Raw genomic sequence first — 16,061 nt, forward strand, 5'->3', positions numbered from 1 at the left:
AAAACTCCCACAGGCCGCGTTCTTGCGGCCTGGCTCTTTAAGATGAGAATCCCGCAATGTCCCTGAAGACCATCGAAGGTACCTTCATTGCCCCCAAAGGTCGCTACGCTTTGGTGGTTGGCCGCTTCAACAGCTTCGTCGTCGAAAGCCTGGTGAGCGGTGCCGTTGACGCCCTGGTTCGTCATGGCGTGAGCGAAAGCGACATCACCATCATCCGTGCCCCGGGCGCGTTCGAAATCCCCCTGGTCACGCAGAAGGTCGCCCAACAGGGTGAGTACTCCGCGATCATCGCCCTGGGCGCCGTGATCCGTGGCGGTACTCCGCACTTCGAATACGTTGCGGGCGAATGCACCAAGGGCCTGGCCCAGGTGTCCATGGAGTTCGGTATTCCTGTCGCCTTCGGTGTGCTGACCGTCGATTCCATCGAGCAGGCCATCGAGCGTTCCGGCACCAAGGCCGGCAACAAGGGCGCCGAAGCCGCGCTGTCCGCACTGGAAATGGTCAGTCTGCTGGCGCAGCTGGAGGCCAAGTGATTAGCGACGAAAGCGATCGTTTCAACCCGCGCGATCCGAAACCCGCCGATGCCGGCAAACCCTCGAAAAGCGCCAAGCGTCGCGAAGCCCGCAAGCTCGCGACCCAGGCCCTTTACCAGTGGCACATGGCCCAGCATTCGCTGAACGAGATCGAAGCGCAGTTCCGGGTCGATAACGATTTCAGCGATGTCGACGGTGCCTACTTCCGCGAGATCCTTCACGGGGTGCCGGCCAAGAAGACCGAAATCGACAACGCCCTCAAGCCTTGCCTGGACATGGCCCTGGAAGAACTCGACCCGGTCGAGCTGTCCGTGCTGCGCCTGTCCGGCTGGGAACTGCTGGTGCGTCACGACGTGCCGTACCGCGTGGTGATCAACGAGGGCATCGAACTGGCCAAGGTCTTCGGTTCCACCGACGGCCACAAGTTCGTCAACGGTGTTCTCGACAAGCTTGCACCCGTGCTTCGCGAAGCCGAAGTGAAGGCGTTCAAGCGCTGATCGTGGCGCTGCCTGTCCATGGGTGAGTTCGAGCTGATCCGCCAGTTCTTCGCCGCCGCGCCCTGTGCGCAGGGTGGCGAAGGCATCGCCTTGGGCATCGGTGACGATTGCGCGCTGCTGGCGCCGGGGCCCGGCGAACAGCTGGCGATCTCCACCGACACGCTGGTGGCCGGGGTGCATTTCCCTGTCGTCAGCGATCCTTTCCTGCTCGGCCAGCGCTCGCTGGCGGTCGCTGCCAGCGACCTGGCTGCCATGGGCGCCACGCCGCTGGCCTTCACCCTGGCCCTGACCCTGGCCGAGACCGATCCGGACTGGCTGCGCGACTACGCCCGCGGCCTCAGCCGGATGGCCCGGCAGTGCGGCCTGACCCTGGTTGGCGGCGACACCACCCGCGGCCCCCTGAGCCTGACCATGACCGTGCTCGGTCGCGTGCCTGCCGGGCAGGCGCTGACCCGGGGCGGTGCGCAGGTCGGTGACCTGGTCTGCGTCGGTGGCGAACTGGGCAATGCCGCCGGCGCCTTGCCCTTGGTGCTGGGTGAACGTCAGGCCGATGCAACCCGGGCCGAACCGCTACTGTCCCAGTATTGGTCGCCTTCGCCGCAGATTGCGCTGGGCCAGGCCCTGCGTGGCAAGGCCACGGCGGCCCTGGACGTATCCGATGGTCTGCTGGCCGATTGCGGACATATCGCCACGGCTTCCGCGGTTGCCTTGCGCCTGGAAGTGGAGCGCCTGCCGTTGGGTGAGGCGCTGACCGCGTTCCTAGGTCTCGAGGGTGCACGACAGGCGGCGCTGACCGGTGGAGACGACTACGTGATCGCCTTCACCCTGCCGCCTGCCGAGCTGCCCGGTCTGCTGGCCGAGGGCTGGCCAGTGCATGTGGTGGGTCGGGTCGAAGCCGGCAGCGGCGTCAGCCTGCACGACGCCCAGGGCCGCGATATCACTCCTGCCGTGCGCGGCTATCAACATTTTAGGGAGACACCGTGACCGATCACCCCAACCAGGTGCCAGCGGAAAACGTTCCGCCCTCGGTCTGGCGCAATCCGTGGCATTTCCTGGCTTTCGGCTTCGGCTCGGGCACCATGCCCAAGGCCCCTGGAACCTGGGGCTCGCTGGTGGCGTTGCCGTTCGTGCCGCTGTGGCAGATGCTTCCGGACTGGGGCTACTGGCTGATGCTCGGCCTGACCATGCTGTTCGGCTTCTGGCTGTGCGGCAAGGTGGCCGATGACCTCAAGGTCCACGACCATGAAGGTATCGTCTGGGACGAGATGGTCGGCATGTGGATCACCCTCTGGCTGGTGCCGGAAGGCTGGCTGTGGCTGCTGGCCGGATTCCTGATGTTCCGCTTCTTCGACATCCTCAAGCCATGGCCGATTCGCTGGATCGACCGGCATGTGCATGGCGGCGTGGGCATCATGCTCGATGATGTGCTGGCCGGGGTCTTCGCCTGGCTGGCCATGCAAGTGCTGGTCTGGAGCCTGGTTTAAAGGGAGTCGCACGATGCGCAAGTGGTTGTTGCTGGTCGCCATGCTGGCCGGGATGGTGGGCGTGGCGCGGGCCGAAGGCCTGCCGACGGAGGTGCGTCTGGCCAGCGAGGCCTGGCAGGACTACACCAACGCCGATGGCACCGGCGTGGCCTGGGATGTATTGCGCAGGGTGTTCGAGCCGGCCGGGGTCAAGGTCAAGGTGCTCAGCGCGCCTTACACCCGGGCCATCGGCCTGGTGAATCGCGGTGAGGCGGATGCCTGGGTCGGCTCCTATCAAGAGGAAATGTCCGGCAACCTGTACCCACGTTGGAATTTCGACTCCGATCATATCTACGCCTTGGGCCTGGCCCGCAAGCCGCAGCCGACTCCGGCCAACCTTGGCCAGTTCCGCCTGTCCTGGGTGCGCGGCTACGACTACCAGCGCTACCTGCCCAACGTCGGCTACTACCGCGAAGTACAGCGCCGCGACGGTATCCTGCCGATGCTCGAGCGCGAGCGGGTGGACTTCTATATCGATGCCCAGACCGAGGTCAACCATGTGCACGCCCAGGCCGAGCACCCGGAGGACTTCCGCAGTACCCATGTGGCGGAACTGCCTTTGTATCTGGCATTTGGCGATACCCCCGAAGGCAAGGCGTTGCGCGACCTGTTCGACAAGCGCATGGACGAACTCGTGCCCAGTGGCGCACTGAAGCCGATTTTCGAGCGCTGGAAGCAGCCTTATCCCTTCGAAAAGCCTGTGCGCTAGGTTATCCAGCATCGAACTTTTCGATCTTTTGCCTCAGCAATTCAGCATAAGCAGCTGTGGCAAGCTGCTGTTACAATCGGCCCACGTCAATTTTCATGCATATTCAGGAGCACAAGGTGCCCGTCGTTTTCGTTGCTGCCTCCAAGCTGCCTACTCCTTTCGCGACCTTCACCATGCACGGTTTTCTCGACGAAGCCACCGGCCGCGAGCACGTCGTGCTCAGCCTCGGTGATGTCGCCGACGGCCAGCCGGTGCTGGGCCGCCTGCATTCCGAATGCCTGACGGGCGATGCCCTGTTCAGCCAGCGGTGCGATTGTGGTTCGCAGCTTGAAGCAGCCCTGCAAGCCATCGCCCGGGAAGGGCGCGGCGTACTGCTCTACCTGCGCCAGGAAGGCCGTGGCATCGGCCTGCTGAACAAGATTCGCGCATACGAGTTGCAGGACGGCGGTGCCGATACGGTCGAGGCCAACGAGCGCCTGGGCTTCGCTGCCGACCAGCGCGACTACGGCATGTGCCGGCCGATGCTGGAACACCTGGGCGTTGGTTCGTTGCGCCTGATGACCAACAACCCGCGCAAGGTCAAGGCCCTGACCGACATGGGGATCGTCGTTGCCGAGCGCGTGCCGCTGCATACCGGGCATAACCCGCACAACAAGCACTACCTGGCCACCAAGGCCGGCAAGCTCGGCCACATGATGGGCAACGAGCACCAGGGCGAGGTCGGTCGCGCGTGACCCGCAGCCAGGTGCGGACTCGCCTGGCCCTGGCCTGGTGGCAATACCTGGCGGTGGCGCTGGCGCCCTTGGTCGTCTTCGCCTGGGCTTTCGGTGGCATGGACCCGCTCATCCCGGTCCTGGCCATGCCGATGTTCATTGGCGGCATTGCTTCGATGTTCCTGACCTTGCCGCGTTTCGGCGTGTACAAGCACGCCCTGATCGCCACCGGCAAGGCGCTCGATAGCGAGGCCGAACCGGCTGCCTGGATCGAACTGGCCAGGGTTCGCCGCCTGGGCATGCTGTTCGCCTGCCTGCCGGCCTGGGTCGCCGCGCTGTCGGTGTTCGTCGGCCTGGAGGCAGTGCCGCAGATCCTGCTGGCGATCTCCAGCGTGGTCATCCTGTATCTCTACCGTCTTCCTCGCCAACTGGCCTGATGCACGGAAGATACACGGCTGTTCCATAGCAATCGCTGCGGTGCGGCGGTCCGACAAGCCAGCTCCCACAGGTACTGCACAAACCTCAAGGCCTGTGCTGAACCTGTGGGAGCTGGCTTGCCAGCGATGAGGCCCCTACAGGCCCAGAAGCTCCATGCGCTTGCGCACCGAAGCTTCGATCCCCGCGGTATCCAGCCCGCACTCGGCGAGCATCTGCGCCGGCTTGGCATGCTCGACATACACGTCCGGCAGTCCCAGGTGCAGCAAGGGCTTGAGCACGGCTTCGCGAGCCAGGAACTCGCCCACCGCCGCACCGGCGCCGCCCATGATGGCGTTCTCTTCGATGGTCACCAGCAGGTCATGACTGCCGGCCAGCTCCAGCACCAGTGCCTCGTCCAGTGGCTTGACGAAGCGCATGTCCACCACCGTGGCGTCCAGCGTTTCGGCAACCTTCAGTGCCTCGGCCAGTTGTACGCCGAACACCAGCAAGGCGACCTTGCTGCCCTGGCGGCGAATCACGCCCTTGCCGATTTCCAGCGGTTCCAGGCTGTCTTCGATCGGCGCATTCGGGCCGCTGCCGCGCGGGTAGCGCACCGCCGCCGGGCCGTTGTACAGGTGGCCGGTGCTGAGCATGCGACGCAGTTCGTTCTCGTCGCTCGGGGTCATCACCAGCATGCCGGGGATGCAGCGCAGGTAGGACAGGTCGAAGCTGCCGGCGTGGGTCGGGCCGTCTTCGCCCACCAGGCCGGCGCGGTCGATGGCGAACAGCACGTCGAGGTTCTGTACCGCGACGTCATGGATCAACTGGTCGTAGGCGCGCTGGAGGAAGGTCGAGTAGATCGCCACCACCGGCTTGGAGCCCTCGCAGGCCATGCCCGCGGCCAGCGTCACCGCATGCTGCTCGGCAATGGCCACGTCGAAGTAGCGCTGTGGATAACGTTCGCTGAAGGCCACCAGGTCGGAGCCTTCCTTCATTGCCGGGGTAATGCCCACCAGGCGCTCGTCGGCGGCAGCCATGTCGCACAGCCATTGGCCGAACACGGCGGAATACTTCGGCCCGCCGGCCTTTTTCGGCGCGGCGGCGGGGGCATCCAGGGGTTCCAGCTTGGTGATGGCGTGGTAGCCGATCGGATCGACCTCGGCCGGGGCGAAGCCCTTGCCCTTCTTGGTCACTACATGCAGGAACTGCGGGCCCTTGAGATCGCGCATGTTGCGCAGGGTAGCGATCAGGGTCGGCAGGTCGTGGCCGTCGATCGGGCCGATGTAGTTCCAGCCCAGCTCTTCGAAGAGGGTGCCGGGGACCAGCATGCCCTTGGCGTATTCCTCGGTGCGGCGGGCGATTTCCCAGGCGCCGGGAAGCCGCGACAGGACCTTCTTGCTGCCCTCGCGCATGCTCGCGTAGGTGCGGCTGGAGAGGATCTTGGCCAGGTAGTTGGACAGCCCGCCGACATTGCGCGAGATCGACATGTCGTTGTCGTTGAGGATGACCAGCATGTCGGCGTTGACTTCCTGGGCATGGTTCAACGCCTCGAAGGCCATGCCGGCGGTCAGGGCGCCGTCGCCGATCACCGCGATGGACTTGCGTGCCTCGTTGCGCAGGCGGGCGGCGATGGCCATGCCCAGGGCGGCGCTGATCGAGGTGCTGGAGTGGCCGACGCCGAAGGTGTCGTATTCGCTCTCGCTGCGTCGCGGGAAGGCGGCCAGGCCATCCTTCTGGCGCAGGGTATTCATGCGCTCGCGGCGACCGGTGAGGATCTTGTGCGGATAGGCCTGGTGCCCGACGTCCCACACCAGGCGGTCATCCGGGGTGTCGAAGACATAGTGCAGGGCGATGGTCAGCTCGATGACGCCCAGGCCGGCGCCGAAGTGACCGCCGGTCTGGCCGACGCTGTAGAGCAGCTCCTGGCGCAGTTCGTCGGCCAGGTTCTCCAGGTCGGCTTCGGCCAGGCGCCGCAAACCGGCTGGCGTGGCGGCACGGTCCAGGAGCGGCGTGACCGGGCGTTCGCGTGGGATCTCTTGAAACGTCGTGGGCATCAGGCGAGTCGTTATAGGTTTGAAGACGCGGCAGTTTACCCCATTGGGGAGAGACTGCACATTTTGTGGGTGACTGTCAGGGCCTCATCGCTGGCAAGCCAGCTCCCACAGTTCAGGCGGTGAGTCCTGGCTTGCCAGCGATTGGGGCACCGATCAGTTGCGGCGTTCGACGATGTAGCGCGCCAGCGCCCGCAGCGGTTCGGCGGCTGCGTCGAATGGACGCACGGCGTCGATCGCCTGGTCGCGCAGTTCCAGGGCATAGGCCTTGGCCGCGTCGAGCCCGAGCAGCGCGGGATAGGTGGGTTTGTCGCGGGCGATATCGGCGCCCTGGCGCTTGCCCAGGGTGGCGGTATCGCTTTCCACGTCGAGGATGTCGTCCTGCACCTGGAAGGCCAGGCCGATGGCCTGGGCATACTGCTGCAGGGCCTTGAGTTCGGCGTCGCCAGCGCGTTCGCTGGCCAGGGCGCCGAGGCGCACGCTGGCTTCGATCAGCGCGCCGGTCTTGTGCCGGTGCATGAATTCGAGAGCGGCCTGGTCCAGCTTGAGGCCTACCGAACCGAGGTCGATGGCCTGGCCGCCGACCATGCCGGCAGGCCCGGCCGCCTTGGCCAGGGTCTGCACCATGGCCAGCCGGGTGGCATCGCTCTGCGAACTAAGGCGCGGGTCGAGCAGGGCGCTGAACGCCAGGCTCTGCAAACCATCGCCGGCCAGGATCGCGCAGGCCTCGTCGAAGGCCTTGTGGGTAGTCGGCTGGCCACGCCGCAGGTCGTCGTCGTCCATCGCCGGCAGATCGTCATGCACCAGCGAATAAGCATGGATCAGCTCGACCGCGCAGGCCGCGCCATTGGCCTGTTCGGCTGTGCCGCCCAGGGCTTCGCAGGCGGCATAGGCGAGCAACGGACGGACGCGCTTGCCGCCGTTCATCACGCTGTAGCGCATGGCTTCGTAGAGCCGGGTGAGTTCCACCGAAGGCGCCTGGAACAGCGGCTCCAGGGCAGCATCGACCCGTGCCTGGCAGGCGGTCTGGTAGGCGCGGATCATTCCGCCTGTTCCGCGTCGAAGGGCTCTGCGGCCAGTTCGCCGTCGCGTTCCAGAAGGATCTGCACCTTCTGTTCGGCCTGGGTCAGGGCGCCCTGGCAGTCGCGGGTCAGGCGGATGCCTTGCTCGAAGGCGGTCAGCGAGTCTTCCAGCGACAGCTCGCCGTTCTCCAGGCGCTCGACAAGGGCTTGCAGGTCGGCGAGGGATTGCTCGAAATCGATGGCGGCTTTTTTTCGGGCCATGGCGTCTGTCTCGGTGGCGGTTCTGAACGGCGCGACACTAGCAGAGCAGGGCATCCGGGGCAAATTGGTGGCAGGTTCTTTGGTCGCATGGCGACGGCCTTACCGCCGGCATTCCAGCGGTAAGGCCGAGCGCACGACTCAGTTCTGCGCGGTTTTCACGCCAGGCTCCAGCTTCACCGTTTCTTCCAGGGTGAAGCGCCCCAGCGGGTTCTGCAGGAAGTTCTGGATATTGCTGCGCGAAATGTTGATGTACGGGCTGTAGTACAGGTCGATCCAGTGCACGTCCTGCTTGGCCAGTTTCTGCAGTTCTTCGTACATCTGGCCGCGCTTGACCGGATCGGTCTCGACCCGCGCCGCAGCCACCAGGTCCTTGACCTTGTCGTTCCTGTAGCGGGTCATGTAGTTCTGGTTGCTGTCATGCCCGAGCACGAAGGTGGTCTTCTGGTCGGGGTCGAGCACGTCGTTGGTCCAGTACATCACCGACAGGTCGTAGTCGCCGTCCACCAGCATCTGCCAGCTCTGGGTCGGATCGACCTTCTGCAGGTTGGCTGTGATGCCGACATCCGCCAGTTGCTTCTGCACCAGTACGGCGATCTGCTCGTCGGCTTCGTTGCCGGCATTGACCACGTAATTGACCTTGAGCCCTTCGGCCCCGGCCTTCTTCAGCAATTCGCGGGCCTTGGCCGGGTCGTAGGGGCGCTGCAGGTTGTTGGCGTTGTGGTACAGCGCACCCTTGGGAATGTACGAATAGGCCGGCTCGCCATGACCGAAGGTGACGGTTTCCACCAGGGCCTTCTTGTCGATCGCCAGGTCGATGGCCTCGCGCACTTCCTGTTTGCCCAGCAGGCCTTTCTCGTGGTTGATCAGCAGGTGGTCTTCGCGGGTCGACGGGTCGATGTGGACGGTGACCTTCTTGTCCTTTTGCAGGTCGTTGACCTGGGAGAAGGGCACGAAGATGGCCGAGTCCAGCTCGCCGGCCTGGACCTTGAGCATGCGCGTGCGGTCATCCGGGATGGAGATCCACTCGACGCCATCCAGGCTGACCTTGTCGGCTTCCCAGTATTGCGGGTTCTTTTCCAGGATCACCCGGTCGCCACGCAGCCACTCCTTGACCTTGAATGCCCCGGATACCACCGGATTCTGCGCGTATTCCTCCTCGCCGAGCTTCTCGATGGCTGCCTTGGACACGATGGATACGTTGGCCGTGGCCAGTTGCGCGAGGAAAGGCACAGATTTGCTGTGCAGGGTCACTACCAGGGTGTGGGGATCCTTGGCGACGGCCGTGTCGATGATCTTGTAGGAGTCGGCCCAGAGCGAGCCGGGGTTATCGCGGATACGCAGCAGGGAGAAGGCGGCGTCCTCGGCGGTCAATGGCGAGCCGTCGGAGAACTTCGCGGGACGGATCTTGAAGGTGTAGGTCAGGCCGTCGTCGGAGATGGCCCAGCTTTCCGCCAGGCCGGGGACCAGCCTGGTGCCGCTGTTGTCCACCCGCACCAGCACGTCGTAGACGTTGGCGAAGACCCAGTTGTCGCGGTTCTGCGCGGTCTTTATCGGGTCGAAGGTGGTGCTTTCCTCACGGCAGCCGATGGTCAGCACCCCTGCGGCGTGGGCGACGCCGGTGGTCAGGGCGCTGGCGGCCAGCAGGGCGGCGGTGAGTAACTTCAATGCTCCGGGTTTCATGCTCAAGCTCCATTTGATGAAAGGACGTTAGGTCAGGACAGCGGCTCCGGGTGGACGCAGGTATGGCGTCGTGTACCCAGGGAATGGGTCGGCGGCGCGCTTTCCCGGCAGGCCGGCAATGCGCGCGTGCAACGGGGATGGAAGGCGCAGCCGGTGGGCAGGTGCAGCGGGCTCGGCGGCTCGCCCGGCAGCGGTTGCTCGGGCAGGCGGCGGGCCGGATCGATATCGGCGATGGACTGGATCAGCGCAGCGGTATAGGGGTGGCGTGGCGCATCGAAGACCTCGTGCACCGGGCCTTCCTCGACGATGCGCCCGAGGTACATCACCGCCACCCGGTCGCACAGGCGGCGAACCACGGTGAGGTCGTGGGTGATGAACAGCATGGCGAGGTTCATGCGCTCGCGCAGTTCCAGCAGCAGGTTGATGATCTGGCCCTGGATCGACACGTCGAGGGCGGCGACGCATTCGTCGGCGATGATCAGCCGCGGTTCCACCGCCAGGGCGCGGGCGATGCCGACCCGTTGGCACTGGCCGCCACTCAGCGAGCGCGGCTTGCGCCCGGCCAGTTCCGGGCGCAGGCCGACCAGGGTCAGCAGTTCGGCGACCCGTTCCGGTACCTGTGCCTCGGGCACCTTGCGCTGCACCCGCAGTACCTCGGCGATGATGTCGCCGATGCGCTGGCGCGGATTCAGGGCGGTGTACGGGTCCTGGAAGATCATCGCGGTCTCGTGGCGCAGGCGGGCGATATCGGCCGGGCTGCCCTGGGCCATGTCGATGCCGTCGAAGAGAACCTGCCCGCCGGCCACCGGGTTCAGGTGCAGGATGGCCCGGGCCAGGGTGCTCTTGCCGCAGCCGGACTCGCCCACCAGGCCGAGGGTTTCCCCGGCGGCCAGGTGCAACGACGCACCATTGACCGCGCTGACCTTGCGCGGACGCAGGCTGAACAGGCCGCTGCCGGCGGCGGGAAATTGCACCTGCAGGTCGTTGACCTGCAACAGCGTGGTCATGGGGCGACTCCGTGCAGCAGCGGTGTATGGCAGGCCAGGCGGTGGCCGGGCGAAATCTCCCGCAACTGTGGCAGGTGCTCGCGGCACATAGGCGACGCCAGGCCGCAGCGCGGGCCGAAACGGCAACCCGCGGGCATGTCGCCGAGCAGCGGCGGCTGCCCGCCGATGGTGTTCATCAGGCGCTGGCCGCTGTCCGCCGCCGGATGGCAGGCGAGCAGGCCGGCGCTGTAGGGGTGTTGCGGGCGCTTGAGAATCTGCATCTTGCTGCCGTGCTCGCATAAGCGCCCGGCATACATCACGGCGATGCTGTCGCAGGTCTGGGCGACCACGCCGAGGTCGTGGCTGATCAGGATCATCGATAGGCCGCGGCGGTCGCGCAGGTCCAGGAGCAGCCGGAGGATCTGCGCCTGCACGGTGACATCCAGCGCCGTGGTCGGCTCGTCGGCGATCAGCACCTTCGGATTGCAGCCCAGGGCCACGGCGATCATCGCCCGCTGGCGCATGCCGCCGGAGAATTCGTGCGGGTAGTTGTCCACCCGGGATTGTGGGTCGGGAATGCCGACCTGGCGCAGCACCTCGATGGCCTCGGCCCGCGCTTCCCGGCGCGAGGCTCCCTGGTGCAGGCGGATGCCCTCGGCGATCTGCTCGCCGATGCGCATCAGTGGATTGAGGTGGCTGCTCGGATTCTGGAAGATCATCCCCAGTTCGCGGCCACGCATGCGGCGCATGCCGGCATCGTCCAGTTGCAGCAGGTCGGTTCCGCCCAGGCGCACCGCCGTGCCTTCGACGCGCAGTTTAGGCGAGGGCAGCAAGCGCATCAGGGCGCGGCAGGCCATGGTCTTGCCCGAGCCGGATTCGCCCACCAGGCCGAGGATCTCGCCTTCGCCAAGGCTGAAGGACAGGCGATCGACCACGGCGACATCGCGTTGATCGTTGCGAACGATCACGCTCAGGTCCTCGACCTGCAACAGCGGCGTGCTCATGAGCGGTCTCCCAGGCGTTCGGCGACACCGTCGGCGAGCAGGCTGAAGCCCATCGCCAGGGTCACCACGGCCAGGCCCGGAAAGGTGCAGATCCACCAGGCGCTGGTGATGAAGCTCTGACCTTCTGCAACCATCGTGCCCCACTCGGCGGTGGGCGGCTGCACGCCGAGGCCCAGGTAGCTGACCGCCGCACCGTTGAGCAGCACCAGCACCGCGTCGGACATGCAGAACACCACCGAACTGAACAGGGCATTGGGCATCAGGTGCCCGAAAAGGATGCGCCGGTGGCTGAAGCCGAGGCTGCGGGCGGCGAGGGCGAAATCGCTTTCCTTGAGGATCAGGATCTGCGAGCGGATCAGCCGCGCATAGGAGACCCAGCCGACCAGGGCCATGGCGATATAGAAACTGCCCAGTCCGGGGCCGAGGATCGCCATGATCGCCAGCATCAGGACCAGGAAGGGGAAGGCCAGGACGATGTCGATCAGGCGCATGCACACCGCGTCCAGGCGTCCGCCGATATAGCCGGAGATGGCGCCGATGCAGGTGCCGAGCAGGAAGGGGAAGATCACCCCGACCAGGGCCATCTGCAAGTCGATGCGTGCGCCCCAGATGACCCGGGAGAGGATGTCGCGGCCGAAGTTGTCGGTGCCGAAAGGGTGCGCCAGGCTCGGTGCCATCAGGCGCAGGTCGCCATTCTGCAGCAGCGGGTCGTAGGGGGCGACCCATGGAGCGAGGAGGGCGAGCAGGCCCCAGCCAAGAACGATGGCCAGGCCGAAATACAGGGTCAGGCGGCCATCGCCCAGGTTCCAGCGCAGGCGCCAGCGGCTCGGGATTGCGATGCTGGGGCTGCTCATTGGATCTTCACCCGCGGGTCGATGGCCGTGGTGACGATATCAGCGATGAAGTTCACCGCTACCGTGGCACAGGCCAGCACCATGGCCACGCCCTGCACCACCATGTAGTCGCGGGTAAAGATGCCGCGCACCAGCAACTGGCCGATGCCGGGCAGGGAGAACAGGCTTTCGATGACCACGGTGCCGCTGATCAGCCAGCCGATGTTGACGGCCAGCAGGTTCACCGTCGGCACCATCGAGTTGGGCAGCACGTGGCGGCGGAACACCGCGTTCTCGGAGAGACCGCGGGCGCGGGCGGCAGTGACCTGGTCGGACTGCATTTCCACCAGCATGCTGGCGCGCAGGTTGCGCACCAGTACCGCCGACAGCGCCAGGGCGATGGTCAGGCAGGGCAGCACCAGGTGGTGAAGTTTTTCCGGCCATTCCCGGCCATAGCCGGAAACCGGGAACAGGCCCCAATGCACGCTGAACAGCAGGATCAGCATCAAGCCCAGCCAGAACGCCGGCAACCCGAGCCCGGCCGTGGTGAACACGCGGATCAGGTTATCGATCCAGCCGCCCTTGTTGCGCGCCGCGAGGGTCGCCAGCGGCACGGCGATCAGCAGTGCCAGGAGCACGCTGCCGAACACCAGCATCAGGGTCGGCTCGATCCGCGTGGCGATCAGCTTCAGCGCATCGACCCGATACAGCAGGGACTGGCCCAGGTCGCCGTTGAGCAGGTTCTTCAGGAAATACAGGTATTGCACCCAGATCGGCTCGTCCAGGCCGAACTGGGCGCGGATCTTCTGGATCGCGTCCGGCGTGCTGCGCGCGCCGAGCAGTACCCGCGCCGGGTCGCCGGGGATCGAGCGCACCAGCACGAAGGTGATGAGGCTGATGCCCAGCAATACCGGGAGCAGTTGCAGCGGGCGGGTCAGGACGAAGCGGTAGCGCGCCAGGTTCATCGATCAACCCCGGTGGCGCTGCAGGAAGTCCAGCAATACCGGGTAGTACGCCTCGGGTTCCTCGTAGAACGGCATATGGCTGCTGTTGGGGAACACATGCAGCTCGGCGTCTTTCAGGGCCAGCTTCATGCGCATGGCGCAGGCGGGGGTAAGTTCGTCGTGCTGCCCGGTGGTGATCAGCACCGGCATGTTGAAGTCGCCCATTTCCTTGAGGCGGTTCCAGTCCTTGAGATTGCCGATATAGAGGAACTCGTTGGGCCCCTGCATGGTGGTGTACGGGCCCATGTTCCAGTCGCCCAGCGAGCGCTGGATCGGCGCCGGCCATTCATCGAGGCGGCAGACATGCCGATAGTTGAGCAGGGTGATCGCGGCCTGGTACTGCGGATGGTCGAGCTGCCCCAGGGCCTCGAAGCGCTGCATCATCGCCACGGTTTCGCTGCCAAGGGCGCCGCGCAGGCGTTCCAGCTCGCTGGACAGGTGCGGGATATCGCCGACGGTGTTTTCCAGGATCAGGCTCTTGAGTGCCTGCGGATGATGGATGGCGTACTCGATCGCCAGCCAGCCGCCCCAGGAATGCCCGAGCATGTGCACACGGCCGAGGTCGAGGGCCTGGCGCACGGTTTCCACTTCGGCAACGTAGCGGGTGATGTTCCACAGGGACGGGTCGTCGGGGCGGGCGGACTTGCCGGTTCCCAGCTGGTCGAAGGTGACCACGCGCAAACCCTTGTCCTTGAGCCACGAATGGGCCTCGCGAAGGTAATCGCAGGGTAGCCCGGGGCCGCCATTGAGGAGCAGCAGCACCTCGTCGCCTTCACCATAGCTGTACACCACGAGATTGTGGCCATCGACCGTCACGTCGAACTGCTGGTCAGGTTGCATCTCACGCCACATCGCTACTCTCCTGTTGGCATTGGCTTGCAGCTATACCCTGCGCAGGAGACGGCAGTGCCCACAAGCTAGTATTTCCTATAGGTTTGTGGTGGCAGTCCGGCGCCGGGCCGTGGCATTCTACTTGTCGGACTTCAAGATGGAAATCCAACAGGGGTAACACGCAGGAGTGCAAGGAATGCAGGCCAAACTGGCTGATCTCGACCATCGTCTGTTGTCTGGCAGGAGCCTGGACGAGCAGATGGACAGCGTTGCCGACGTGGCAGCGGACCTGGGCTTCGAAGCCCTGGTCTATGACTACAGTCCCGTTCCACTGGACCACGTCGGCGAACTCATCACCCCGGCGATCCTGCGGGTGCGCAACACCCCGCATGACTGGCAGGACCTCTGGTGCGCCGAAGGCTATTACCAGATCGACCCGGTGCAGCACCTTGCGCTGACGAGCATTTCGCCGTTCGTCTGGTCCTACCAGCCCAAGGGCGACACCATCCTCCAGCGTTTCATCGACAGCCGGCATGCGCCGGTGGTCGGCTATCTGCAGGATGCGCAACTGGCCTGTGGCGTGACCGTGCCGATCCACCTGCCACGCGGCGGCTTCGCCACCCTCACCGGCCTGCGCCCGCAGACCAGCAGGCGTGACCTCGACGAGGCCCGCGAGCATCTCGCTGACTTCAGCCTGGTCGCCCACGCGCTCCAGGAAGCCGCCTACCCCTTGCTCGACAAGGAGTGTTCGCCGCAGGTCATCCGCCTGACCCGCCGCGAACGCGAGTGCCTGCGCTGGGCCGCCGATGGCCTGACGGCGGCGCAGATCGCCGAGCAATTGAACCGCTCGCTGGCCACCATCTCCCTGCACCTGACCTCGGCCATGCACAAGCTGGGTGCCAGAAATCGTGTCCAGGCGGTAGCCCGTGCCGTGCATTACCGGCTTTTAGAGGACTGATAGCGGAAAAATCGCGAAAACCTAGAGAATTCTCTAGTTATGCCCGAGGCACGTGGCGGCTATGGTATGCCCTACGATCCGCACGGAGCCCGATGAAATGGAACTCATCAAATCGCGTGAAGGCTTTGCCCCTTTCGGTAGTTATCAGACCTGGTATCGCGTCACCGGTGACCTGGAATGCGGGCGCACCCCGCTGGTCATCCTGCATGGCGGCCCGGGTTGTACCCATGACTACGTCGATGCCTACAAGGATGTCGCGGCCGGTGGCTACCCGGTCATCCACTACGATCAGCTCGGCAACGGGCGCTCGACCCATCTGCCGGACATGCCGCCGTCCTTCTGGACCGTGAGCCTGTTCCTCGAAGAACTCGACAACCTGCTCGACCATCTGGGCATTCGCGACCGCTACGCGCTGCTCGGCCAGTCCTGGGGCGGCATGCTCGCCAGCGAGCACGCGGTACGGCGTCCAGCCGGGCTGCGTTGCCTGGTGATCGCCAACTCGCCGGCAGACATGCGCACCTGGGTCAAGGAAGCCAACCGCCTGCGCGAGGAACTGCCGCAGGACGTGCAGGACACCCTGCTGCGCCACGAGGCCGCTGGTGACTTCACCGCCGCCGACTACATCGCCGCGACCCGGGTCTTCTACGACCGTCATGTCTGCCGCCTCAACCCCTGGCCGGACGAAGTGGCGCGGACCTTCGCCCAGGTCGACGCCGACCCCACCGTGTACCACGCCATGACCGGGCCGAACGAATTCCACGTGATCGGCAGCACCAAGGACTGGACCATCGTTGATCGCCTGCCGCGCATCAATGTGCCAAGCCTGCTGATTTCCGGGCGTTATGACGAAGCCACGCCGCTGGTGGTCAAGCCATACCTGGACCTGATCCCGGGGATTCGCTGGGCGCTGTTCGAGAACTCGAGCCATATGCCGCACGTGGAAGAGCGGGTGGCGTGCATGGGGACTGTGGTGACCTTCCTCGACCAGAACCTCTGATGTTTTCTTGAGGGCCTCATCGCCGGCAACGCCGGCTCCCAC

Annotated in this window: 18 protein-coding genes; 9 read left to right on the forward strand and 9 right to left on the reverse strand. The window is 65.3% G+C overall.

Annotation, left to right across the window (positions count from 1 at the left end; genetic code table 11):
- The first annotated feature begins 56 nt into the window (after nucleotides 1-56).
- From ribH to ACPFMA_RS03295, 7 genes are all read left to right on the forward strand, one after another.
- Nucleotides 57-533, forward strand: a complete 477-nt coding sequence (gene ribH / locus ACPFMA_RS03265) for a 6,7-dimethyl-8-ribityllumazine synthase (protein WP_009397441.1) — start codon at nucleotides 57-59, stop codon at nucleotides 531-533.
- Entirely contained in the window at nucleotides 530-1,030 is a 501-nt protein-coding gene (gene nusB / locus ACPFMA_RS03270; protein WP_009397440.1) for a transcription antitermination factor NusB, read from the forward strand. Before ribH ends, nusB begins: the two co-directional genes overlap by 4 nt.
- Nucleotides 1,031-1,048: 18 nt before the next feature.
- Nucleotides 1,049-2,014, forward strand: a complete 966-nt coding sequence (gene thiL / locus ACPFMA_RS03275; protein ID WP_009397439.1) for a thiamine-phosphate kinase — start codon at nucleotides 1,049-1,051, stop codon at nucleotides 2,012-2,014.
- Nucleotides 2,011-2,514: a phosphatidylglycerophosphatase A family protein gene (locus tag ACPFMA_RS03280; protein ID WP_009397438.1), complete on the forward strand. Its 504-nt coding sequence runs from the start codon at nucleotides 2,011-2,013 to the stop codon at nucleotides 2,512-2,514. Before thiL ends, ACPFMA_RS03280 begins: the two co-directional genes overlap by 4 nt.
- A 13-nt stretch (nucleotides 2,515-2,527) precedes the next feature.
- The gene (locus tag ACPFMA_RS03285) at nucleotides 2,528-3,262 is read left to right on the forward strand and encodes a substrate-binding periplasmic protein (RefSeq protein ID WP_420058252.1); all 735 of its coding nucleotides are present in this window, start codon (nucleotides 2,528-2,530) and stop codon (nucleotides 3,260-3,262) included.
- A 116-nt stretch (nucleotides 3,263-3,378) separates the two neighbouring features.
- Nucleotides 3,379-3,996 (forward strand): GTP cyclohydrolase II, encoded by a 618-nt coding sequence (gene ribA, locus ACPFMA_RS03290; protein WP_064302085.1) that lies wholly within the window; start codon nucleotides 3,379-3,381, stop codon nucleotides 3,994-3,996.
- On the forward strand, nucleotides 3,993-4,412 hold the full coding sequence (locus ACPFMA_RS03295; RefSeq protein WP_425929682.1) for an MFS transporter: 420 nt from the start codon (nucleotides 3,993-3,995) through the stop codon (nucleotides 4,410-4,412). The genes ribA and ACPFMA_RS03295 overlap by 4 nt, the downstream gene beginning before the upstream one ends.
- A 135-nt stretch (nucleotides 4,413-4,547) precedes the next feature.
- On the opposite strand, the gene dxs is transcribed toward ACPFMA_RS03295, so the two are convergent.
- The 9 genes from dxs to ACPFMA_RS03340 all read right to left on the reverse strand — a co-directional run bounded on the left by dxs (nucleotide 4,548) and on the right by ACPFMA_RS03340 (nucleotide 14,085).
- Nucleotides 4,548-6,446 carry a 1-deoxy-D-xylulose-5-phosphate synthase gene (gene dxs, locus ACPFMA_RS03300; RefSeq protein WP_420058254.1) on the reverse strand — a complete coding sequence of 633 codons (1,899 nt, stop codon included), beginning with the start codon at nucleotides 6,444-6,446 and terminating at the stop codon, nucleotides 4,548-4,550.
- Nucleotides 6,447-6,599: 153 nt separating this feature from the next.
- Nucleotides 6,600-7,487, reverse strand: a complete 888-nt coding sequence (gene ispA, locus ACPFMA_RS03305; RefSeq protein ID WP_009397433.1) for a (2E,6E)-farnesyl diphosphate synthase — start codon at nucleotides 7,485-7,487, stop codon at nucleotides 6,600-6,602.
- On the reverse strand, nucleotides 7,484-7,726 hold the full coding sequence (locus ACPFMA_RS03310; RefSeq protein ID WP_064302083.1) for an exodeoxyribonuclease VII small subunit: 243 nt from the start codon (nucleotides 7,724-7,726) through the stop codon (nucleotides 7,484-7,486). Before ACPFMA_RS03310 ends, ispA begins: the two co-directional genes overlap by 4 nt.
- A 138-nt stretch (nucleotides 7,727-7,864) precedes the next feature.
- A complete protein-coding gene (locus tag ACPFMA_RS03315) occupies nucleotides 7,865-9,406 on the reverse strand; it encodes an ABC transporter substrate-binding protein (protein ID WP_420058255.1) in 1,542 nt (513 codons plus the stop codon).
- Between the two features lie 32 nt (nucleotides 9,407-9,438).
- Nucleotides 9,439-10,413, reverse strand: a complete 975-nt coding sequence (locus ACPFMA_RS03320) for an ABC transporter ATP-binding protein (protein ID WP_425929683.1) — start codon at nucleotides 10,411-10,413, stop codon at nucleotides 9,439-9,441.
- A complete protein-coding gene (locus tag ACPFMA_RS03325; protein WP_425929684.1) occupies nucleotides 10,410-11,396 on the reverse strand; it encodes an ABC transporter ATP-binding protein in 987 nt (328 codons plus the stop codon). The genes ACPFMA_RS03320 and ACPFMA_RS03325 overlap by 4 nt, the downstream gene beginning before the upstream one ends.
- The gene (locus ACPFMA_RS03330) at nucleotides 11,393-12,250 is read right to left on the reverse strand and encodes an ABC transporter permease (RefSeq protein WP_009397428.1); all 858 of its coding nucleotides are present in this window, start codon (nucleotides 12,248-12,250) and stop codon (nucleotides 11,393-11,395) included. Before ACPFMA_RS03330 ends, ACPFMA_RS03325 begins: the two co-directional genes overlap by 4 nt.
- Nucleotides 12,247-13,194, reverse strand: coding sequence for an ABC transporter permease (locus ACPFMA_RS03335; protein ID WP_064302079.1), 948 nt, complete (start codon nucleotides 13,192-13,194; stop codon nucleotides 12,247-12,249). Before ACPFMA_RS03335 ends, ACPFMA_RS03330 begins: the two co-directional genes overlap by 4 nt.
- A gap of 3 nt (nucleotides 13,195-13,197) precedes the next feature.
- Nucleotides 13,198-14,085 (reverse strand): proline iminopeptidase-family hydrolase, encoded by an 888-nt coding sequence (locus ACPFMA_RS03340; RefSeq protein WP_064302078.1) that lies wholly within the window; start codon nucleotides 14,083-14,085, stop codon nucleotides 13,198-13,200.
- A 175-nt stretch (nucleotides 14,086-14,260) separates the two neighbouring features.
- Here ACPFMA_RS03340 and ACPFMA_RS03345 point away from each other — a divergent pair, with 175 nt between their 5' ends.
- Together ACPFMA_RS03345 and ACPFMA_RS03350 are read left to right on the forward strand one after the other, a co-directional pair.
- Complete coding sequence (locus ACPFMA_RS03345) at nucleotides 14,261-15,022, forward strand: LuxR family transcriptional regulator (protein WP_064302077.1); 762 nt, start codon at nucleotides 14,261-14,263, stop codon at nucleotides 15,020-15,022.
- A 97-nt stretch (nucleotides 15,023-15,119) separates the two neighbouring features.
- Nucleotides 15,120-16,019, forward strand: a complete 900-nt coding sequence (locus ACPFMA_RS03350) for a proline iminopeptidase-family hydrolase (protein ID WP_009397424.1) — start codon at nucleotides 15,120-15,122, stop codon at nucleotides 16,017-16,019.
- Nucleotides 16,020-16,061: the final 42 nt, after the last annotated feature.

This window comes from Pseudomonas sp. NyZ201 (assembly GCF_049860765.1).
In the GTDB taxonomy this organism is placed as follows: Bacteria; Pseudomonadota; Gammaproteobacteria; order Pseudomonadales; family Pseudomonadaceae; genus Aquipseudomonas; species Aquipseudomonas bharatica.